Origin of the sequence: Pseudoalteromonas sp. PB2-1 (genome assembly GCF_045040605.1) — a bacterium.
Lineage (GTDB): Bacteria > Pseudomonadota > Gammaproteobacteria > Enterobacterales > Alteromonadaceae > Pseudoalteromonas > Pseudoalteromonas arabiensis.
In genome coordinates this window covers 2,602,741-2,623,637 of record NZ_CP090667.1, presented here as the reverse complement: position 1 = coordinate 2,623,637, position 20,897 = coordinate 2,602,741, and the positions used below count along the sequence as shown (strand labels likewise).

General features: G+C 40.9%; 21 protein-coding genes. 17 read left to right on the top strand and 4 right to left on the bottom strand.

Annotated elements, in window-relative coordinates:
- Positions 1–26: 26 nt before the first annotated feature.
- The 3 genes from flgN to flgA all read right to left on the bottom strand — a co-directional run bounded on the left by flgN (position 27) and on the right by flgA (position 1,554).
- Positions 27–458: a flagellar protein FlgN gene (flgN, locus tag L0Z67_RS12315; protein ID WP_062569698.1), complete on the bottom strand. Its 432-nt coding sequence runs from the start codon at positions 456–458 to the stop codon at positions 27–29.
- Positions 451–771: a flagellar biosynthesis anti-sigma factor FlgM gene (gene flgM / locus L0Z67_RS12310; RefSeq protein ID WP_062569699.1), complete on the bottom strand. Its 321-nt coding sequence runs from the start codon at positions 769–771 to the stop codon at positions 451–453. The genes flgN and flgM overlap by 8 nt, the downstream gene beginning before the upstream one ends.
- A gap of 78 nt (positions 772–849) precedes the next feature.
- Positions 850–1,554 (bottom strand): flagellar basal body P-ring formation chaperone FlgA, encoded by a 705-nt coding sequence (flgA, locus tag L0Z67_RS12305; RefSeq protein ID WP_062570034.1) that lies wholly within the window; start codon positions 1,552–1,554, stop codon positions 850–852.
- 142 nt (positions 1,555–1,696) lie between these two features.
- Here flgA and L0Z67_RS12300 point away from each other — a divergent pair, with 142 nt between their 5' ends.
- The 17 genes from L0Z67_RS12300 to fliD all read left to right on the top strand — a co-directional run bounded on the left by L0Z67_RS12300 (position 1,697) and on the right by fliD (position 20,041).
- The gene (locus tag L0Z67_RS12300) at positions 1,697–2,629 is read left to right on the top strand and encodes a chemotaxis protein (protein WP_062569700.1); all 933 of its coding nucleotides are present in this window, start codon (positions 1,697–1,699) and stop codon (positions 2,627–2,629) included.
- Between the two features lie 21 nt (positions 2,630–2,650).
- Entirely contained in the window at positions 2,651–3,481 is an 831-nt protein-coding gene (locus L0Z67_RS12295; protein WP_062569701.1) for a protein-glutamate O-methyltransferase CheR, read from the top strand.
- Between the two features lie 137 nt (positions 3,482–3,618).
- On the top strand, positions 3,619–4,029 hold the full coding sequence (gene flgB, locus L0Z67_RS12290; RefSeq protein WP_062569702.1) for a flagellar basal body rod protein FlgB: 411 nt from the start codon (positions 3,619–3,621) through the stop codon (positions 4,027–4,029).
- A gap of 2 nt (positions 4,030–4,031) precedes the next feature.
- On the top strand, positions 4,032–4,463 hold the full coding sequence (flgC, locus tag L0Z67_RS12285; RefSeq protein ID WP_062569703.1) for a flagellar basal body rod protein FlgC: 432 nt from the start codon (positions 4,032–4,034) through the stop codon (positions 4,461–4,463).
- Between the two features lie 13 nt (positions 4,464–4,476).
- Positions 4,477–5,157, top strand: a complete 681-nt coding sequence (locus L0Z67_RS12280) for a flagellar hook assembly protein FlgD (RefSeq protein WP_062569704.1) — start codon at positions 4,477–4,479, stop codon at positions 5,155–5,157.
- Between the two features lie 56 nt (positions 5,158–5,213).
- Positions 5,214–6,581, top strand: a complete 1,368-nt coding sequence (flgE, locus tag L0Z67_RS12275; protein ID WP_062569705.1) for a flagellar hook protein FlgE — start codon at positions 5,214–5,216, stop codon at positions 6,579–6,581.
- A 193-nt stretch (positions 6,582–6,774) separates the two neighbouring features.
- On the top strand, positions 6,775–7,539 hold the full coding sequence (locus L0Z67_RS12270) for a flagellar basal body rod protein FlgF (protein ID WP_062569706.1): 765 nt from the start codon (positions 6,775–6,777) through the stop codon (positions 7,537–7,539).
- Between the two features lie 21 nt (positions 7,540–7,560).
- Positions 7,561–8,349 carry a flagellar basal-body rod protein FlgG gene (flgG, locus tag L0Z67_RS12265; RefSeq protein ID WP_062569707.1) on the top strand — a complete coding sequence of 263 codons (789 nt, stop codon included), beginning with the start codon at positions 7,561–7,563 and terminating at the stop codon, positions 8,347–8,349.
- Between the two features lie 15 nt (positions 8,350–8,364).
- Positions 8,365–9,048, top strand: coding sequence for a flagellar basal body L-ring protein FlgH (flgH, locus tag L0Z67_RS12260; RefSeq protein WP_062569708.1), 684 nt, complete (start codon positions 8,365–8,367; stop codon positions 9,046–9,048).
- A gap of 12 nt (positions 9,049–9,060) precedes the next feature.
- Complete coding sequence (locus L0Z67_RS12255) at positions 9,061–10,155, top strand: flagellar basal body P-ring protein FlgI (protein WP_062569709.1); 1,095 nt, start codon at positions 9,061–9,063, stop codon at positions 10,153–10,155.
- Between the two features lie 125 nt (positions 10,156–10,280).
- The gene (flgJ, locus tag L0Z67_RS12250) at positions 10,281–11,237 is read left to right on the top strand and encodes a flagellar assembly peptidoglycan hydrolase FlgJ (RefSeq protein WP_193987629.1); all 957 of its coding nucleotides are present in this window, start codon (positions 10,281–10,283) and stop codon (positions 11,235–11,237) included.
- A gap of 13 nt (positions 11,238–11,250) precedes the next feature.
- Entirely contained in the window at positions 11,251–13,248 is a 1,998-nt protein-coding gene (flgK, locus tag L0Z67_RS12245) for a flagellar hook-associated protein FlgK (protein WP_405128063.1), read from the top strand.
- A 2-nt stretch (positions 13,249–13,250) separates the two neighbouring features.
- Entirely contained in the window at positions 13,251–14,504 is a 1,254-nt protein-coding gene (flgL, locus tag L0Z67_RS12240) for a flagellar hook-associated protein FlgL (RefSeq protein ID WP_062569712.1), read from the top strand.
- 234 nt (positions 14,505–14,738) lie between these two features.
- On the top strand, positions 14,739–16,145 hold the full coding sequence (locus tag L0Z67_RS12235; RefSeq protein WP_062569713.1) for a flagellin: 1,407 nt from the start codon (positions 14,739–14,741) through the stop codon (positions 16,143–16,145).
- Between the two features lie 478 nt (positions 16,146–16,623).
- Positions 16,624–18,021: a flagellin gene (locus L0Z67_RS12230; protein ID WP_193987627.1), complete on the top strand. Its 1,398-nt coding sequence runs from the start codon at positions 16,624–16,626 to the stop codon at positions 18,019–18,021.
- 125 nt (positions 18,022–18,146) lie between these two features.
- The gene (locus L0Z67_RS12225; RefSeq protein ID WP_193987626.1) at positions 18,147–18,557 is read left to right on the top strand and encodes a flagellar protein FlaG; all 411 of its coding nucleotides are present in this window, start codon (positions 18,147–18,149) and stop codon (positions 18,555–18,557) included.
- 44 nt (positions 18,558–18,601) lie between these two features.
- On the top strand, positions 18,602–20,041 hold the full coding sequence (fliD, locus tag L0Z67_RS12220; protein WP_237114309.1) for a flagellar filament capping protein FliD: 1,440 nt from the start codon (positions 18,602–18,604) through the stop codon (positions 20,039–20,041).
- Between the two features lie 567 nt (positions 20,042–20,608).
- Here fliD and L0Z67_RS12215 read toward each other — a convergent pair.
- Entirely contained in the window at positions 20,609–20,896 is a 288-nt protein-coding gene (locus tag L0Z67_RS12215; RefSeq protein WP_193987624.1) for a hypothetical protein, read from the bottom strand.
- Between the last annotated feature and the right edge of the window lies 1 nt (position 20,897).

Sequence of the window (20,897 nt, the reverse complement as noted above, 5' to 3'; positions counted from 1 at the left end):
AATAAAGGAGAGATAACCCAAACGCATTACGCTTTTAGGTTATGTACAATTTTATTCTCGCCCTGAATAACACTGCCACCTTGATCATAGGTCATAGACGATGGTGCACCAATTAAAATATCTTTTAATTGTTTTACACTTAGTTGGGCTTGATGTGCGGCATGTGCATTGACATCGTTTTTCTTTTTGCAATTTGTAAGAAGCTCATTCACCTGCGTGATAAGTGAAGAAACGTCTTCATCTTGAGCATCATTTTTACTCACAAGCACCTGAACTTCTTTATCAAGCGTTTGAATTTTTTGTAATAAGGCGATTTTTTGTTGGGCAATCTCTTTTAAACCTTCACCTCGTTTTGAGGCAATGGCTGTTAGCTCATCATCTAAAAGCGCAGCAATAGACTCTAAATAAGAGACTTGCTGTGTTAATTTGCTGGCAATTAAATGGTTATGATCAGCCATAAACGTCAAACTCGAATGCTGCGATGTTCTTTGCTAGTTTTTCAGTATCAATTTGATACTTTCCTTCGCTGATTGCTTTTTTCAACTCAGCGACTTTTGTACTGTCAAAACCAGATGACTGCTCAGCCTTTTCTTGCAAAGATTTTAATTGCTTTGCTTGCGGCGTTAAACTCACTGAATCTGCACTGGCTTTAGGCGCAGCTGATTTAGCCGTTTGCGTGTTAAGGTTATCTTTTTGTAAATCAAGCTGTTTTTGCTTGGTATTCGTCAACACAGATGTTTGCTGACTATTATTATTGACGTTGCTTACCATTATTTTGACCTATACATTACCCAACATATGCCTTGGTATCGGCAGGCACACAAGATACTTTAACATAAATATTAAAAATTAAATATTCACCTGTACAGACTCGACACCATCCACGCGTGCATTTAATACTTTACCTGATTTTTTGTTTTTTACACGTACTAATTCATCAAGCGTACCATCTTCTAAAGCAACACCTGTTGTTTTGATTCTAAGTCCACGTATCGCTGCAATGATGGTTACATTATCCCCTTTGCACACCATACAAATATGGCTCATGACAATCGGAAGACCGCTGCGGATATTACGTTTGCTCCGACTTCCTATTAGCACTGATTCATCTTGAATATATTGCGTACGAACAAATTGTTTAGGCTTCATTTCAAGACGCAGATGTTCAGCTTTAATAACCTCTCCACGAGTTAAATTGGTTGTTACTACTACCACAGGCTCAAGTTCAATAATTCTGACATGCACATACTGCGTCCAACTATTTAAGTCTTCGCATTTAAGTTGTACGGTTACCTGCCGATTAAAAGGAGGTTCAGTCGGAACGGTTTTACTCAGCGGTAACTGACAAGGCCTATCAGGGATTCGGCTATCAAGAGGCAGTGCGCTGACTTGTGGTGTTGAATCCAGATCAGTTATTTGTTCGCTGATAAAATCGATAGCGATTTGTTGAAGTTGCTGGTGATTATAGACTTCAGCGTGAAGTTGCGTACTAAGCAACAGGCTAGCAAGAAAATAAAAAACACTGTATCTTCGGCTTTTTTTTAACAAACTCATCATGTTTCGACTATGCTTATGGTTGAAAACAAGGTATAAATATTTTGCGTCAAAAAACAGACGCTTTGTAACCTTATGTAGCTTTAACACAAAGAAAGCAATTATTGTTCCGACTCTGGTTGTTTATCTTTAGGAGATTGAAATGGCAGGCATTTTAGACTCAGTTAACCAGCGTACTCAGTTGGTTGGGCAAAACCGCCTTGAATTACTATTATTCAAACTCAGAGGGCGTCAACGCTTTGGTATTAACGTGTTTAAAGTAAGAGAGGTTTTACAATGCCCACCGCTTACAAACATGCCAAAATCAAACGCCTATATCCGTGGTGTGGCCCATATTCGAGGTCAAACTATCTCAGTTATCGATTTATCTATGGCTGTTGGCGGTCCTGCGATTGAAAATATTAAAGATAGTTTTATTATCATTGCGGAATACAATCGCTCAGTTCAAGGCTTTTTAGTCGGTGGTGTTGAACGTATTGTAAATATGAATTGGGAAAAAATTATGCCTCCGCCATCAGGCGCTGGCCGTTATTCGTATTTGACAGCCGTTACCGAAATTGAAAACGAGCTGGTAGAGATCCTTGACGTTGAAAAGATTCTTAACGAGATTTGCCCGGTTAATACTGAGGTCAGCGCTGAGGTTGTGGGCGAAGGCGAAATTCAAAAAGATTTAGGCGAACGCATTGTCTTTATTGCTGATGATTCTGCGGTAGCAAGAAACCAAGTTAAGCGTGCACTTGAGCCATTAGGTGTGCAAACTGAACTTGCTAAAAATGGTAAAGAAGCGTTACTCAGGCTACGTGAAATTGCTGAACTTGACTGTCAAAACAACATCACTGAACGTGTTGGGTTGCTGATATCTGATGTTGAAATGCCTGAAATGGACGGTTATACCCTAACAGCAGAAATAAAAGCCGATCCAAAATTATCACCGCTACATGTTATTTTACATACATCGCTGAGTGGTGTATTTAATCAAGCAATGATTGAAAAAGTGGGTGCGGATGATTTTATTGCAAAGTTTAACCCTGATGAATTAGCGAGAGCTGTTAAAAAATGGGTTCACTGTGATTAATAATTTATAGGTGGTATTACTTTGGAAAATAAGCACTTACAACAAAGCGAATACGATCAATTTCGCTCTTTTTTAGAGCAACAATGTGGGATTGTGTTAGGTGATAATAAACTTTATTTAGTTAAGAGTCGCCTAGCCCCATTGATGGCTCGCTTTAGTGTGGAATCGTTATCACAGCTTGTGAGCAAAACATTAAGCCCTCATGAGAGGCAGTTACGTGCCGCAGTTGTTGATGCGATGACGACAAACGAAACACTTTGGTTTCGTGATCAATACCCCTTTGAGTTACTTAAAACTAAATTGTTTCCTGAATTTAAAGACTTGCGTAGACCGGTGAAAATTTGGTCTGCGGCAAGCTCTTCTGGTCAAGAGCCTTACTCGATAGCTATGTCGGTTGCTGAGTTTCAGTCTAAGCAACCTGGTGTTTTAAAAATGGGTGCGCAGATTATCGGTACTGATATTTCAAATACTATGCTTGATATGTGTAAGAATGCAGAATACGACTCACTTGCCCTCGCACGAGGCTTGTCGATGGAAAGGCGGCAAAAGTTCTTTAAGGATAGTGGCAATGGTATGGCGCAGGTGGTTGATCCAATAAGAAAAATGGTCAGTTTTAGGCATCTAAACTTATTAGATTCTTATGCCTTGATGGGCAAGTTTGATATTATTTTTTGCCGCAATGTACTGATTTACTTTTCACCAGAGGTTAAGGCAAAAATTATTGCGCAATTTGCGCAGGCACTTAACCCTAAAGGCTATTTATTTTTAGGTGCATCTGAGTCAATGGCAGGTTTAAGTGATAGTTTTGATATGGTACGTTGTAATCCAGGTATCATCTACCAGAAGAAATAATTCCCTCCTAGCAACCTAACGATTAGGTTGCTATATTTTATTTATTTTCAATTAGTTATAACCATATTTATAGCCCCCTTAATTTTTGGCTTATCTTTTGCATTATGCTACGCAGAGTCAAATTTTTGGAGATGGTTATGGCTATCAGTTTTGATAAAGCATTCGGTGTTCACCCCCATGCAATGTTGATCCGTTCACAACGTGCTGAGTTATTAGCGACGAATATCGCTAATGCTGATACGCCGGGCTACAAGGCAAAAGATGTGGATTTTGCATCTGCATTAAAAGCGGCAAAAAGCAACCAACAAAGCGGCAACACTATGGTACGTACAAACGAGAAACACCTTGCGGGTGGTAGTCGTTTTGTTGGTAACTCAGAAATGTTTCGCACGCCAAATCAAGCAGATACAGGTGATGGTAACTCTGTTGATATACAAGTGGAACGAAACTTGTATGTACAAAACTCATTAGAGTATCAGGCAAGCCTGCAATTTATGAGTAGTAAAATTAAAGGCCTTAAAAAAGCCCTCGGTAGTCAAGGAGCTTAATCATGAGTTTATATAATGTTTTTGATATTTCAGGTACGGGGATGAGTGCACAAAATGTGCGTTTAAATACCACGGCGAGTAATATCTCAAATGCAAATACGATTAGCTCAAGTCAAAATGAGACTTACCGAGCGCGCCATCCTGTGTTTGCCGCTGAACTAACAAAAGCGTCAGCATCACAAAGCAATCCTCAGGGCTCTTCTGTTGGCGTTAAAGTACTGGGTATTGTAGAGAGCGACAAGCCCCTGCAAATTGAATATAACCCGAATCATCCAAGTGCAGATGAAAACGGTTATATCTACAAGCCTAATGTTAACGTCGTAGAAGAAATGGCTAATATGATTTCTGCCTCTCGCTCTTATCAAACAAATGTGCAAGTTGCTGATGCAGCAAAGCAAATGTTAAGTAAAACACTGTTGCTTGGGCAGCGGTAACCGAGGATAAGTTATGAGTAACGACATCAGCAGTGCGTCATCCACGTATTTAGATAACTTACGTTGGCAAGACAATCAAACGAAAACAGAAGAGAAAGATGACACATTAACACAAGAAGATTTCTTCTCGTTATTAACTCAGCAGTTATCGTTTCAAGATCCGAGTAAGCCCGCTGACAATGATCAAATGATTGCTCAGATGACAAACTTTACCATGGCAGAAGGTATTTCAAATCTTAATAGTAAATTTGAATCCCTTACGGCTTCGATGACATCTAACTCGGCACTACAAGCATCTACTTTAGTGGGTAAACAAGCGTTGCTTGAGTCAAATATGTTGGATTTAAATGAAACGGGTGTTTCTAAAGGATCTGTTGTTGCAGAAAAACCGGTAGATAAGTTAACACTACGTATTGAAGACGAATCGGGCCAACTTGTCAGAACCATTGAGTTAGGTGCGCAATCTGCTGGTGCAATTCGTTTTGAATGGGATGGCGAAAATGAAGATGGTGAACGTTTGCCTCCTGGCGAGTACAAAATCAAAGCCGAGGGAAGTGTTAATGGTGACTATACTAGCTTACCGATAGCGACTTTCAAGAACATTGAGAGTGTCAACATTAATGGTTCGAGCGGCATTATTATAAATACTAAAGAAGGCGCGGTTAGGCTAACTGATGTAGCAGAAATCGCTTAATTATACAGATTAATTAGTTAGCCAAGTGCTACAGATTGACACTTTAGAGGTGAATTATGAGCTTCAATATTGCATTAACCGGACTTGCTGCCGCGCAAAAAGATTTAGATGTAACAGCAAATAATATTGCGAACGTTAATACGACAGGCTTTAAAGAATCACGAGCTGAATTTGCAGATGTATATGCATCTTCAGTGTTTAGCTCAGGTCGAACTAAAAATGGTGACGGTGTGCAAACAACCATGGTGGCTCAACAGTTCCATCAGGGGTCACTACAGTTTACTAATAACTCGCTTGATTTAGCCATCACTGGTGAAGGTTATTTCGCGATGAGCCAAGAGCTAGGTGCTCAAGATTTTACTTATACGCGCGCTGGTGCCTTTAAGCTAAATAAAGATAACTTTGTTGTTGATGCTAAAGGAAACTACTTACAAGGTTTCCCTGTGGACCCTGCAACAGGCGATACAACGTCAGTGAGCTTAAGTACCTCTTCAGCTATTCAAATCCCAGACTCATCAGGCTCGCCGCGTTCAACAAATAACGTGTATTCATCGTTCAATCTAGATTCACGTTCTACTACGCCAACAGTGACGCCTTTTGATCCTGAGACAAGTGCGTCGTATAACAGTTCGACATCGACAACGATATATGACTCACTGGGTGAGCCGCACGTATTACAGCTTTATTTTGTTAAAACAGATGCGACTGTAACGGGGAATGACAATGAGTGGCAAGTGTATGCTACGCTTGATGAGAAATCATTTAGCCCAGCAGGTGTTGAAGAAACAGCAGCACCTTACACACCATTATCGACATTTCAATTTGATTCAAGTGGTTTGCCATTAAACACAAATGGTGCACCAAACACAGATGCTACCTTCAACCCACTTTCTATCCCAAATGGTGCGGGTGCTGGGGTTGGTTTATCTGACTTATTATCAAATGGTGCGAGTTTCCCTGAAGACGTTAATATTAACTGGCGTGATGAAGCAGGTACTACGAATAAAATACCAACCCAGTATGCCAGCCGCTTTGAAGTGAAAGCACTTGAACAAGATGGCGCAACAGTGGGCCGCCTAGCAGGTATTGATATTGGCACAGATGGTAAGGTTGTTGCTTCGTACAGTAATGGTGATACCTCATTCCTAGGGCAAGTTGCCATGGTTCGTTTTTCTAATTCACAAGGCTTACAACAAGTGGGCGATACATCGTGGAAGAAAAGCTTAACCTCTGGTGAGCCTATTGCTGGGGAGCCAGGTTCAGGTACACTTGGTACTGTGAATTCTTCTGCTCTTGAGCAGTCAAACGTGAACTTAACAACTGAGTTAGTTGATTTGATTAGTGCACAGCGTAACTTCCAAGCAAACTCGCGTGCGCTTGAAGTGAACTCAACACTGCAACAAAATATCTTACAGATCCGTTAATAATAGCGGATCTTCAACTCAATCCGACACAAGGGCTGCTCTTTAATAGGCAGCCTTTTTCATTTTAGTCATATAGGCCCACACCGCTACAACAGAGAGCTTTACATTCCATAGGCGCTTAAATAAGGCGTCAATTTTACTTTGGCACTGTTATTGCATTTATCAAATATCGTATTTTTAATGAGTCAATGTTATGGACAAAATGGTCTACATTGCCATGTCGGGTGCTAAGCAAAGTATGCGAGGTCTAGCCCTAAAGGCTAATAACCTAGCGAATGCTAACACCACTGGCTTTAAAGCTGATTTTGCACAAGCCCGCTCTATGCAAGCATTTGGTGAAGGCATGCCTACACGCGTGTTTTCTATGCAAGAGCGACCTGGCTCAAATATGGAGTCGGGTGGGTATGTTGAGACTGGGCGCGATCTTGATGTTGCATTGAGCGATAGAGGTTGGCTAAGTGTTCAAGATGCCTCAGGTAACGAAGCTTATACAAAAGCCGGCACATTAAACATTACTCCCGATGGCGCATTAATGACCAGCCATGGACGTCAAGTTATTGGCGAAGGTGGTCCGATTATTTTGCCACTGCCGATTGAAAAAGTTGAATTTAGTTCTGATGGTTCTATACAAGTTCGACCTCAAGGTGCGCCAGCAAACTTTTTAGAAGTCGTTGACAGACTTAAGGTTATTGAGGCTGACAACACGCAACTTGAAAAAGGTAATGATGGCTTATTTCGGCCAAAACCAGAGACCTTAGTGAATGGTCAATGTACCTTTTGTGATGTGTCAGAAAATGTAGAGGTGTTATCAGGCACACTTGAAATGTCCAATGTGAATCCTGTACATGAAATGGTCGATATGATCAGCCATCAACGCCAATTTGAATTACAAGTTAAATTGATGAAAACAGCGGAAGAGATTGATGAACGTCAAGATCAGCTGTTACGCATCGTTTAATAGCACTGAGAGGGTAGAATTATGAATCCTGCATTGTGGATCAGTAAAACAGGGCTTGATGCCCAACAAACCGATATTTCGGTGATTTCAAATAATCTCGCGAATGCCAGTACGGTAGGCTATAAAAAAAGCCGTGCTGTATTCGAAGATTTACTATATCAAAATATCAATCAGCCTGGTGGTCGCTCATCACAAGATACTGAGATGCCATCAGGTTTAATGCTTGGTGCGGGTGCAAAAGTAGTTGCAAACCAAAAGAACTTTTCGCAAGGTAACATGCTTACTACCGAAAACTCACTCGATTGGATGATTTCAGGCCCCGGCTTTTTCGAAGTACAACTGCCAGATGGAAATATTGCTTACTCACGTAATGGTCAATTTACAACCGATGAAGATGGCCGAATTGTAACCTCTGGTGCGGGTTTCCCTATTCAGCCTGAAATGAATGTTCCTGACGATGCACAATCAATCACTGTTTCACAAGACGGTGAAGTATCCGTGCGGGTGGCAGGACAAGCAGAAAATGTCGTGATTGGTCAGCTTACAATCAGTGATTTTATTAATCCGTCGGGTTTAGAGCCGATGGGGCAAAACCTGTATACAGAAACCGCTGTAAGTGGTGCGCCTGTGCAAGGTAATCCAGGTATTGATGGCTTAGGCACTGTGGTTCAAGGATCACTTGAAACGTCGAACGTTAATGTAACCGAAGAGCTTGTTAATCTGATTGAAACGCAACGAATTTATGAAATGAATTCAAAAGTGATTTCAGCGGTTGATGAAATGCTTAGCTATATTAATCAGCAGCTTTAATGGGTAGGGGGTCGCATGCGTAATATTATCTTAGTCACATCGGCAGCATTTATGTTAGGTGGTTGTATGTCAACACAGAACCACCATGTGGTTCAGGATGACCCTTACTATGCACCTATGTATCCAGAGCCTTCTGCTGAACAAATGGTACCAACAGGTTCATTGTTTGATAGTTATCTGTCAAATGATCTGTATTCAGATAAAAAAGCACTCAGAACAGGCGATATTATTACTGTTAAGTTGCAAGAGTCTACGCAAGCATCGAAAGCGGCAAAAACTGAAACAGATAAAGAAACGGATGCCAGCTTAGATCCGGTTATCGGCTTAGGTGGAAACCCAGTTAATATAGGCGGAGATAGCATCCAGTTTGGCATTGGCTCAGGTTCATCGTTTAAAGGCGATTCAAAGTCAAACCAGTCTAATAGCTTATTTGGTGATATATCCGTCAATGTAATGCGCGTTTTGCCTAATGGCAATTTAGTGATCCGCGGTGAAAAGTGGTTAACCTTAAATACAGGCGAAGAATTTATTCGTTTAGAAGGCTTAGTTCGCCCTGAAGATGTCACTGCCGATAATACAGTCACATCAAATCGCATTGCGAATGCACGAATTCAATATTCAGGAAAAGGGCAAATGCAAGAGTCGCAAAGTGCTGGGTGGCTTTCACGATTCTTCAGCAGTTCACTTTTTCCTTTTTAGAGGTAACACATCATGAATGGGGTTAAATACATCATCGCACTTTGCTTACTTAGTTTGCAGTTTAGTGTGCAGGCTGAGCGGGTTAAAGATGTCTCTATGGTTGAAGGTGTTCGCTCTAACCAATTAGTTGGCTATGGTCTGGTTGTTGGTTTGCCAGGTACTGGTGAGCAAAGCCGTTTTACTGAACAAAGCTTTAAAGCCATGCTCAATGGTTTTGGCATAACTTTGCCGGCGAGTTTAAAGCCAAAAATTAAAAATGTTGCCGCTGTTGCTGTGCATGCAGAACTGCCTGCATTTAGAAAGCCTGGCCAAACAATTGACATCACTGTTTCTTCAATTGGTAGTGCAGGAAGTTTACGTGGCGGTACATTACTGCAAACCTTCTTAAAAGGGGTGGATGGCAACACCTATGCGATTGCCCAAGGTAGCCTTGTCGTCGGTGGGTTAGGGGCAGAAGGTGCTGACGGTAGCCGTGTTATTATCAATACACCCACTGTTGGGCGTATTCCAAATGGCGCAACGGTTGAGAGAGCAGTTAAAAGCCCGTTTATGCAAGGTGACTACATTACCTTTAATTTGAATCGCCCAGATTTCACAACAGCAAAAAGATTAGAGCAAACAATTAATGACTTAGTTGGTCCAAATAGCGCGCAAGCAATTGATGCGGCGTCAGTGAGAGTGCTTGCACCTCGTGATGCATCGCAGCGTGTTGCTTATTTATCAACGCTTGAAAATTTGGAGTTCAAGCCTGCTGACACTGCAGCAAAAATTATTGTTAATTCACGTACAGGCACAATAGTGATTGGTAAGAATGTTAAGTTGCAACCGGCGGCGATAACGCATGGTGGATTAACCGTTACCATTGCTGAGCAGCAAAATGTTTCGCAGCCAAACGCATTTAGCGAGGGTGAAACAGTTGTGACTAATCAAAGTATTATCGATGTTAACCAAGATGATTCTCGTGCATTTGTATTTAATCCAGGAATTAGTCTTGATGATCTGGTGCGTGCTATTAACGAAGTAGGGGCAGCCCCAGGTGACTTAATGGCCATTCTTGAAGCTCTTAAGCAAGCAGGGGCCATAAACGGGCAACTTGTGATTATTTAATTAACTAAAAACGCGCGAAAGCGCGTTTTTAGTCTCTGCGTTATTATTCTACATTCTTTTCTCTTATTTGTTGGCTCATTTTTTGCATTTGATTGGGTATTAATAATTATTGTGTCAAAAAGCTGATGGATACTAATCATCTCGACAAGCAAAACTTTTTTGATTTAGGTAACTTAGACTCATTACGTCAAAGTGCCCTAAAAAATGATGCCTCTAGCGATGCGTCAAAAGAAGCGCTAAAAAAGGCGGCGGCACAATTTGAATCTATCTTCACACAAATGCTCTTGAAGAGCATGCGTAAAGCGAATGAAGCGTTCGAAGATAAAGACAGTCCTTTTAACACCAGTGGCGTAAAGTTTTTTGAAGAGATGCATGATCAGCAGCTATCAGTCGAGCTGTCTTCAAATGGCTCATTGGGTTTAGCAGATCTTATTGTTCAGCAGTTATCGCCTGATGGCAAAAAATTTATGCCAGGCTCTGTGCTTAGAACAACAACTGAGTTTAACAGTGATAGACGTGCAAGTAGTGTTGAACAGCCAGATACGACGACTAAAGCTGTCGAGACTACGTCAGCCAATGAACAAACTGAAAATCGCTTTGATGATGCTGAATCATTTATCAGCACGGTGTGGGAACATGCTAAAAATGCAGCTGAGAAAATTGGTTTAAATCCTGCTGTCATGGTTGCGCAAGCAGCCCTTGAGACAGGTTGGGGAAAACACATTATTAGTAAAGCAGACGGCACCAGTAGTAACAACTTATTCAATATTAAATCTGATAAAAGCTGGCAAGGTGACAAAGCAAGCAAACTTACTTTGGAGTTTGAGCAAGGTGTGCCTGTTAAGAAACAAGCCAGTTTTCGTTCTTATCAATCAATTAAAGAAAGTGTTCATGATTTTGTGGATTTCCTCAATGAGAATCCTCGTTATCAAGAAGCACTTGAAAACACCGCAGAGCCTGCAGCATTTTTAGATTCTTTACAAAAAGCAGGTTATGCAACAGACCCAAATTATGCCGATAAAATAAAGCAGGTGCTAAAGCGTGTTGAGCTTCAAAGTGTTGCTGCTTCATTGGTACGTTAAGGAGTAAGCCCTCATGTCATTTAATATTTATGACATTGCAAATGCTGGTATAAGAGCAAACTCACAGTTGCTGCAAACCACCAGTAAAAATATAGCCAATGTTAATACAGAAGGCTATGTACGTGAGCGAACAGAATTTACTACCATGATCGACAATCAAGTTGGTCGTGGTGAAACTTATCGTTTACTCAATGAGTTTGCGCAAAAACAGCTCAATCGTGACACGTCAAGTAAAGCATTTTTTGACCAATTTGTAACTGAAGCAAGCCGCATGGATAGCTTATTTTCAGAAGAGTCAAATAGTGTATCAACCAGTGTTAATTCGTTTTTTAATAATATTCAAGAAAGCCTAAATCAGCCATCGTCAAATGTTGCGCGTTCTTTAGTGATGACAGATGCACAGAATCTAATTGATCAAATGGATAGACTATCGGGGATTGTTTCAGAGCAAAAAGCGGTTGTGAATGAGCAGTTAGAAATCTTTTCCGAAGAAGCGAATAATTTAATTCAAAGTATAAGTGAACTGAATTCACAAATTGTTGCTGTTGATGGCACTGACCGTGAGTCACTTTCAAGTAGCCTTTATAATGAACGTGATAAAGCGATTCGTGATTTATCTGAATTAATTGATATTGAAACGTTGGATGGAAGTAACGGTGAAAAGCAAGTTTATTTAGGCACAGGCGAAGCCTTAGTTATGGAAAATGGTACATTTAATTTATTTTCTTTAACAGGCGATCCTGATCCGAGTTTTCAAGAACTTAAGTTAGATGTCAATGGTGGCAAAGCTGTGCAGCTTGAGGTAGATACGGGTAAATTAAAAGGCAAAATTGGTGGTCTTTTATCATTTCGTGATGACATCCTCGTGCCGGCACACAACCAGCTTGGTCAAATGGGGTTGGCGCTTGCTGATGCATTCAACCAACAGAATCACCTAGGTATGACTGCAAATGGTGAAATGGGCGGAGATATTTTTGCTATCCCTTCAACCAATGGCCTTGCGTATCAGGCAAATACGGGTAACGCATCAATGACGGCAACTGTTGAAGCTGGGTTTGGTAGTTCACTACCAGCCAGTGATTTTGTGATTAGTTATACCAGCCCTACGACAGTGGAAATCCAAGCGGTTGATAATAAAGGTGAGCCAATTGGTGCAGTAACAACCGCAGATGTTGTGGGTGGGGTTATTGACTCTTCAACTATTACACCTGCCGGTGGTGAGTCATTTGGTTTAGAGCTCAATGTTTCTGGCACGGCGAATGTCGGTGATAAGTTTATGGTTAAATTAAACTCTCACGCTTCTGGCAATTTAGAGCTGGCTACAAACAGACCCGAAGACTTAGCGCTTGCATCGCCTATTCGTACTGCTAATGATATCAACAACACCAGTGATGCCAGTATTTCTGCCGGAACAGTAACCGATGCAGGCTATTTTGGTTCTCCAGTCAGTTTACCTAATGGCAGTATTACAATTTCTAAAACTGCAGAGCCAGATGAATATACAGTGTCTGATGGGGTTAATACTGAAACATTCAACGGAACACCGCCATTAAAAAATGTACTTTCAGCTGCAGGCGGTAATTTTGTAAATTACGGTTTTGATTTCGATATAGAAGGTACACCTGCTTTAGGTGATACATTTACTGTGGAAGCAAATGAAGGCGGAATTGACGATAACCGTAATGGTTTATTGCTTGCTGATATTCAGAATTCAAATATCGTGAGACGAAATGTTGACGGCTCAGCAGATAATAATCATCAGACCGTTAATCAAGCCTATACTGGTTTAGTGTCTGATATTGGTGTTGTTACAGGGCAAGCTCAAACGAATGGCGCGGCTTTTACAGCGTTGGCTGAGCAATCTGAAGCATGGTATGAGTCTTTGTCGGGTGTAAACCTAGATGAAGAAGCTGCTAACTTGCTTCGTTTTCAACAATCTTATGCGGCGTCTGCACAAGTGCTTGCGACTGCCCGTTCAGTTTTTGATACCTTATTAAGTGCGGCGAGGTAATTATGCGTTTATCTAATAATTTAATGTACCAAAGCAGTATCAACAAAATTCTTGAAGGGCAGCAAGGTGTTGCTAATGCACAAGAGCGCGTGAATACTGGACAAAAATATTTATCGACTTCAGAAAGCCCGTCTGCCTACTCGCAAGCATCTTTATTTACAAATAAAATCCAGACAAACGAGCAGTATACTAAAAATATTAATCAACTGAATGGCCGATTAGAAACAGAAGAGAGTGTACTACAAAATATTAATACCACCATTCAGGCTGCGCAAGAGCTAACAATTCGTGCCGGTAATGGAGCAATGAGCCAAACAGACTTACAAACCATTGCCAGCGAGCTGGAGGAGCTGCAAAAGTCTTTGCTCAGCTCAATGAATAGCCAATCTGAAGATGGCAAGTATATTTTTTCTGGTTATCAAGATAGCACGCAAACATACAGCCTGAATACGCTAACTGGCTTATATGAATATCAAGGCGATCAGGGACAGCATAAAGTAACAATAGCTAAAGGTGTTGATGTTCGCTCAAGTGATAATGGTTTTACTGCGTTCGAAAAAGTGAATGCCCGCCTTGATGTGGTATCAAATGAGGGAACAGCGGCAGGCGGTGTTACATCGGGTACAGTGTATGTCAAAAAACAAGCTGATTTTGATAAGTTCCATCAAGCGAATTACGACTTGAACCCGACGGCATTGCCTGCAGATAATACATTTCAAGTCGAACTTGTTCCGGGTGTTAACCCTGGTGACCCTGACACCTATGTTATTAATGATGGCTATGGTAATCCAATCACCCCAGCAGTGACTGGTGAATACACAGGCGAGCCAATTGAATATGCCGGTATGGAGTTTAAGCTAGAGGGCGCAGCCCCTGGTACGTTTGATTTTTCGTTGCAACAACCGCAAAAAGAAAATGTACTCAATACCATGCAAAACCTGATCACTAGCCTTAATAGTGGTCTTGAAGGCGATGAGCTGCACGATGCACTCGCTGATGGCTTAGTACAATTACAAAATGCCAGTGATCAAGTTGTGTTTACCCAAGCAAGTTTAGGTGCCCGCATGAACTTGGTTGAACAAGTGACGGATTCAAATAGCGCGTTAGATATTAATAATAAAGAGAGTAAAGCAAACCTAGTTGAAGTAGACATGGCCGAAGCGATTAGCGACCTAACGAAACATGAAACAGCGTTGCAGGCATCACAAGCAACTTTTGGGCGCTTAGCCAACTTAACATTGTTTGATTATTTATAGTGACAAAACATCGGAAATAGTTTGCCTATTTCTAAAAAAGCCAGTGGCAATAAATTGTCACTGGCTTTTTTATTATAAGCTTTATTATAAAGAGTCAATTAAAAGTTATTATAAAACAAGATGTTAAAATTTATTTTTGAGCTGGCACGCTTCCTGCTTTATGTGTTTTACAAAGCGCGTGGTTCCTCACATTATCATTGGACCACAGCCTAATTAAAACTAGGAGATGGTAAAATGGCATTAACAGTCAATACTAATGTGTCGTCACTAAACGCACAGCGTAATCTGAATAAATCAAGTCAAGGTTTAACAACCTCAATGGAACGCTTAGCGTCAGGTATGCGTATTAATAGCGCCAAAGACGATGCTGCGGGCCTACAAATTTCAAACCGTTTAACATCACAAATAAACGGTCTTGCAGTCGCACAGCGTAACGCAAATGATGGTATCTCAATGGCGCAAACAGCTGAAGGTGCGATGCAAGAGTCTACCAGTATCTTACAACGTATGCGTGAGCTTGCGCTTCAAGCTGCAAATGGTTCAAACTCAGCAGAAGATAGAGACGCGCTACAGCAAGAAGTTACAGCATTACAAACAGAATTAACTCGTATCTCTGATACAACAACGTTCGGTGGTGTACAGCTACTCGATGGAACCTTTGGCACTAAGCAATTCCAAGTGGGCTCAGATGCGAACCAAACGATTGATGTAACACTTGAGAGCACAGCTGCGGGTGATATCGGCTCACATGAAGTGAAAGGTGGTGGGTCAGTTTTTGGTGAGTTTAATAACTCAACACTTGCAACAGAGTTTGCTAATGGTACTGGTGGCAGCGTAACTTTCTCTGGTTATAAGGGTGCTTATACACATACCTATGCAAATACACAATCAGCAGTGGATGTGGCTGAGGCAATTAATGCAGAAAATACAGGTATTGAAGCAAAAGCCTATGTGAATGTAACAATCGACAATTTAGGTGTTGATGATGATGGTACTTTAAACGTAGGTACTAAATCTTATGATTTAGCAACGTTTGCGGGTAACGCGGAACGTTTATCTGAAGAGCTTGCTAAAGATGGCTTTAATGTAAAATTTGATGCAGATACAGGCTCTATTGATCTAACTGCTGAAGGTGTGAATGGGGTTGAAATCACAGGTTCAACGCTACCAGGTGCTACGGTGCAGTTAGATGGTAATGCAACAGCAGCTGATGTGAGTAAAACGTCTGAACTAAGACTTACCTCAACTCAACAGTTTACAGTGGGTGATGATGGTACGGCAGACGCGGCAGAACTTGTTGCAGGAACTGCCTCTACGTTATCTACTGTTAAAGATATTGATATTGCATCGTCTCAAGATGGTGCGCAAAGTGCTATTGATGTTATTGACTCGGCAATTGCACAAATTGACAGTATTCGAGCTGGACTTGGTGCGGTACAGAACCGTTTTGGTCACACAATTAGTAACTTAGCGAATGTTGCTGAAAACGTATCGGCTTCACGTAGCCGTATTCAAGATACTGATTTTGCAACAGAAACAGCGCACATGACGAAAAACCAAATCTTGCAACAAGCGGGTACGTCAATTTTGTCGCAAGCGAATCAAATACCACAAGCAGCAATCAGCCTATTGGGTGGCTAACATTAGTTGTTATTCTAAAAACGCACTCACTGAGTGCGTTTTTTGTTTTAAGCGTCAGATCTTTTACTATCCTAGGTGGATATCGATAATTAGATTTTGCCAAAGAGCTTACGGGCAACTTTATCTTGAAATAGCTATTAATAAGTACGATGAGTAATAGTTGTGACTCTTGGTCGCACGGTTTTATTAAGCATCACTGCATTAGTAGAAAACGTAATAATGGCTCTTTTAAGCGATAAATGTAGGGATTGAATGCAAAACATCTTCTTTAAATAGACGGTTTAATGAATAATAAAATTCAATAATTTTAAACAGTTAAATTATTTTCTAATAAAAATATCATTTTTTTTGAAAAAAAGTCTAAAGATAAATCTTCACCTGCCGTTAACTTAACCAGTACAGAGCTTGAACATACAATTGTGAAAGTTCTTGGTTAAATCAATACAGATATATTACGAAAGTAATCAGGAGTTTTATCATGGCTTTATCAGTAAATACAAATGTATCTTCATTAAATGCTCAACGTAACTTGTCTCGTTCAAGTGAAGGCTTAGCAACTTCAATGGAACGTTTAGCATCAGGTATGCGTATCAACAGCGCAAAAGATGATGCGGCTGGCCTACAAATTTCAAACCGTTTAACTTCACAGGTAAATGGTCTAGCAGTAGCACAACGTAATGCTAACGACGGTATCTCAATGGCACAAACTGCTGAAGGTGCGATGAATGAGTCAACAAGTATCCTTCAACGTATGCGTGAGCTAGCACTACAATCAGCTAACGGTTCAAACTCTGCTGAAGACCGTGATGCACTTCAAGAAGAAGTTGTAGCACTACAAACAGAATTAACACGTATCGCTGATACAACGACATTCGGTGGTGTAAAACTACTAGATGGTAGCTTTGGTACAAAACAGTTCCAAGTTGGTTCAAATGCAAACCAAACAATTGACATCACATTAGATGGTACAAGCTCAACGGATCTTGGTGCAAATGAAATCAAAGGTGCAGGTACTACTTTTGGTGTAGTAGCAGCAGATACACTTGCAGCCGGTAATGTTCCAACAGCGGGTGATGTAACATTCTCTGGTTATAAAGGTGCAGCAACAATCGCTGTAGGTGGAACTGACTCTGCGAAAGACGTTGCAGATGCTTTAAATGCTGAAAACACAGGTATTGAAGCTGAAGCATATGTTGAAGTACAGATTGCTGCGCTTAGTGTAGACGACGACGGTACACTGAATATTGGTGATGAGTCTTATGACCTAGCTGATTACGCAGGTAACACTGAGCGTTTATCTGAAGACCTTGCTAAAGCTGGTTTTGATGTAACTTACGACGCAGACGCAAATACAATTGACCTAAAAGCAACTGATGTTGATGGTGTTGAGATTGTTGGTTCAACTGCGGGTACTGTTACTTTAGGTGGTACTGCAGCGGGTACGGGTGATGTATCTAAAACATCAGAGCTTCGCCTAACATCAACTCAGTCGTTCACAGTGGGTGATGACGGTACTGCGGATACAGCTGAGCTACTATCTGGTGCAACTTCAACGTTGAATGATGTTAACAGCATCGATATTTCAACAAGCCAAACATCTGCTCAAGAAGCAATTGATGTTATTGACTCGGCAATTGCACAGATTGATAGCCAACGTGCGAGCCTAGGTGCGGTTCAAAACCGTTTTGGTCACACAATCAGCAACCTTGCAAACATCTCTGAAAACGTATCTGCTTCACGTAGCCGTATTCAAGATACTGACTTTGCAACAGAAACTGCGCACATGACTAAAAACCAAATCTTGCAACAAGCAGGTACATCAATCTTGTCGCAAGCGAACCAATTACCACAAGCAGCGCTTAGCTTAATTGGTTAATAGTGTGATTAGTTACAACAACTAATGGTTAAGTCAGCATTAGTTAACTAAAATAAAAAGGAGATTGGCTTAGCTAATCTCCTTTTGTTGTATTAGCCATAGGGTAAAATGTTTAAGGAGGCGTTATGAGTGCAATAACCCAAAGCCCTGATTTTGCAGTGGCTCCGCAAAAAGCTGATGATAAGTTAGCTGCGAGTCCACAACTGACAGCAACGGCGGTTGATGAATCAAATAAAACGGAAAATACACTTCAACAACAAACAGAGCAAAATAATCAACAAGTGCAACAAAGCGGTGAAAAAGATGAGTTGGGCCGCGAGCAGCTTGAGAAAATGGCGCAACAATTGCAAGACTTCATGGGCGAAATGAATCGCAGTTTGCAGTTTCAAGTTGATGAAGAGTCGGGCCGTGATGTTATTAAAGTGGTTGATAAAAACAGTGGTGAGCTAATTAAGCAATACCCATCTGAAGAAGTGTTGAGCCTAGTGGCTAAACTTTCAGAAACCGCTGGTTTTTTAATTGATCAAACAGCTTAGCTTTTTGCTACTTTGATTTAAATAGGTAATTAAGAGGATGTGTTATGGCTATTTCATTTAATGGTTTAGGTTCAGGTTTAGCAGTATCAGATATTGTTGATGCGTTAGTTAATGCTGAGCGCACCCCTTTTACTTCACGTTTAAATAAAAGAGAAGCAACGTTAACAACGGATATTTCAGCAGCTGGTGCACTCAAATCAGCACTTGAAAAACTGCAAACCTCAATGGAAGCATTGGGCGATGTTGAAAACTACCAAAGAAGAAGTATTTCTGGTGGTGATGACTTTCTTTCCGTTGAGTCAGATAAAGATGCTCAGCCTGGTGGTTATAATGTAAAGGTTGATGCGCTCGCACAAGCACATAAGCTGTCATCACCAGCTTTTGCTGCGGATGAGCCGATTGGTAGTGGCGTTATTACCATTAGCTCAGGCGAGAATAGTTTTTCTACTGTATTGTCACCAACAAATACATTAGAGGATTTACGAGACCAAATAAATAATGGTCCATTCACGGGCACTGATAGTAATGACTCTGTGACAGCAACAATAGTAACAACGGACGCTGGACAGCATTTAGTATTAACAAGTAAAGAAACCGGTGAAGAAAATGCCATCAGCATTACAGTGCAAGATGGTGATGGTAACAACTCTGATACAGGTGGTCTTTCTCGCTTAGCATATGATGTATCAGATGCCGACCCTGCTAATCACGTCACTAACTTAACCGAAGTTGATGCCGCACAGAATGCACAAATTACCATTGATGGCACACTCACCGTGACGAGTAACACAAATGAGTTTAAGAATGTTATCGATGGCGTAGATATTACAGCTAAAAAAGCACATGGCACAGATGATGATGACAGCTCATTAAAAGTTACAGAGAATAATAGCAACATCAAGGCTGGCTTAAACAGTTTTATTGAAAGCTACAATGAGTTACTTGAGCTAAGCAAAAATCTTGGCCGCTCAGGCGAAGACGGAGCTGGTGTTATGGCTGGTGATTCTATGCTTCGTGGTGTGATGTCAAAACTTCGTCAACAGCTAACCAATGAAGTTGGCTTGAGTGATGGCAGTAGCTTGTCATTATCTAAGCTTGGGGTTGAAGCAGACCGTTACGGTAAACTGACCTTAGATACAGAACGCCTAGATGAGCAAGTAAAAGCAGATGTGGATTTAGTTCAAGAATTCTTTTTAGGTGACAATGAAGACGAGGGCGGCTTTGCGCAGTCGTTTGATGAGCTTATGAGCTTTTATACTGACTCTGATGGTATTGTTCAAAACAGAATTGACAGTAAACAAACTCAGTTAGATGGTTTAGATGATGAGCGCATTGATTTTGCAAGAAAAATGGAATCTTTAGAGTCTCGTTTATATGCACAATATAACAGCATGGATTTACTTGTTGCACAGCTAAACTCAACCAGCAGTTATGTTCAAGCACAGCTTGATAATATGCCTGGGGTTGTCAAAAAGAGTAATTAGTAAACTTAGCACCTTTCCTTATTTAAGCGCCAACTTCTTTGGCGCTTTTTAGTTTTTGGCGTACAAACTATTTTTTATCAAGTATTACGCTTTGCTTGAAAACCCTCACAAACATAATCAGTTTACCCACGTTGCACCCTTATGATGCTTCGAAAATGAATAACAAAAGTGGTATTAACCTAGGGGGTAGTCGCGACTTTATGTCGCGCAATTGAGACAGCACAAGTAATATTAACCCGTGATGTAGTCGCGACTTTATGTCGCGTAATTGAATAACAAAAGTGGTATTAACCTAGGATGTAGTCGCGACTTTATGTCGCGCAACTGATATAACAAAAGTGATATTAACCCATGATGTAGTCGCGACTTTATGTCGCGTAATCGAATAACAAAAGTGGTATTAACTTAGGGTGTAGTCGCGACTTTATGTCGCGCAATTGATACAGCAAGAGTGATATTAATCAGTATCGTAGTTGCACCTTTATGTCGCGTAATTGAATAGCAAAAGTGATATTAACCCGTGATGTAGTCGCGCAATTGAGGTAATAAAAACAACTAAACGCTTGATTAGCGCTTAGTTGCTTTATATTTAGAGATAGCCTTGTTTGATTTTCGTTGGCTGAGAAGCTCTGCTTGTGTTTTGTCTCTTGCGCTTTTTAGTCTGGCCATGGCGGAAGAAATACGGGTTTGTATTGCTGAGAGCTCTTGTTCGGTTGGAGGTGTGCTACTTTCACACCAAGCCCTTAGCTTTTTATCGATAGCCACTAACGATTGGCTGGCAAGCTCAATCTCAGTTTTATCTATATGCTCTGAAAGGGCAGTGAGTTGCTCGTCCAGAGTCAGATTATCAGGCATT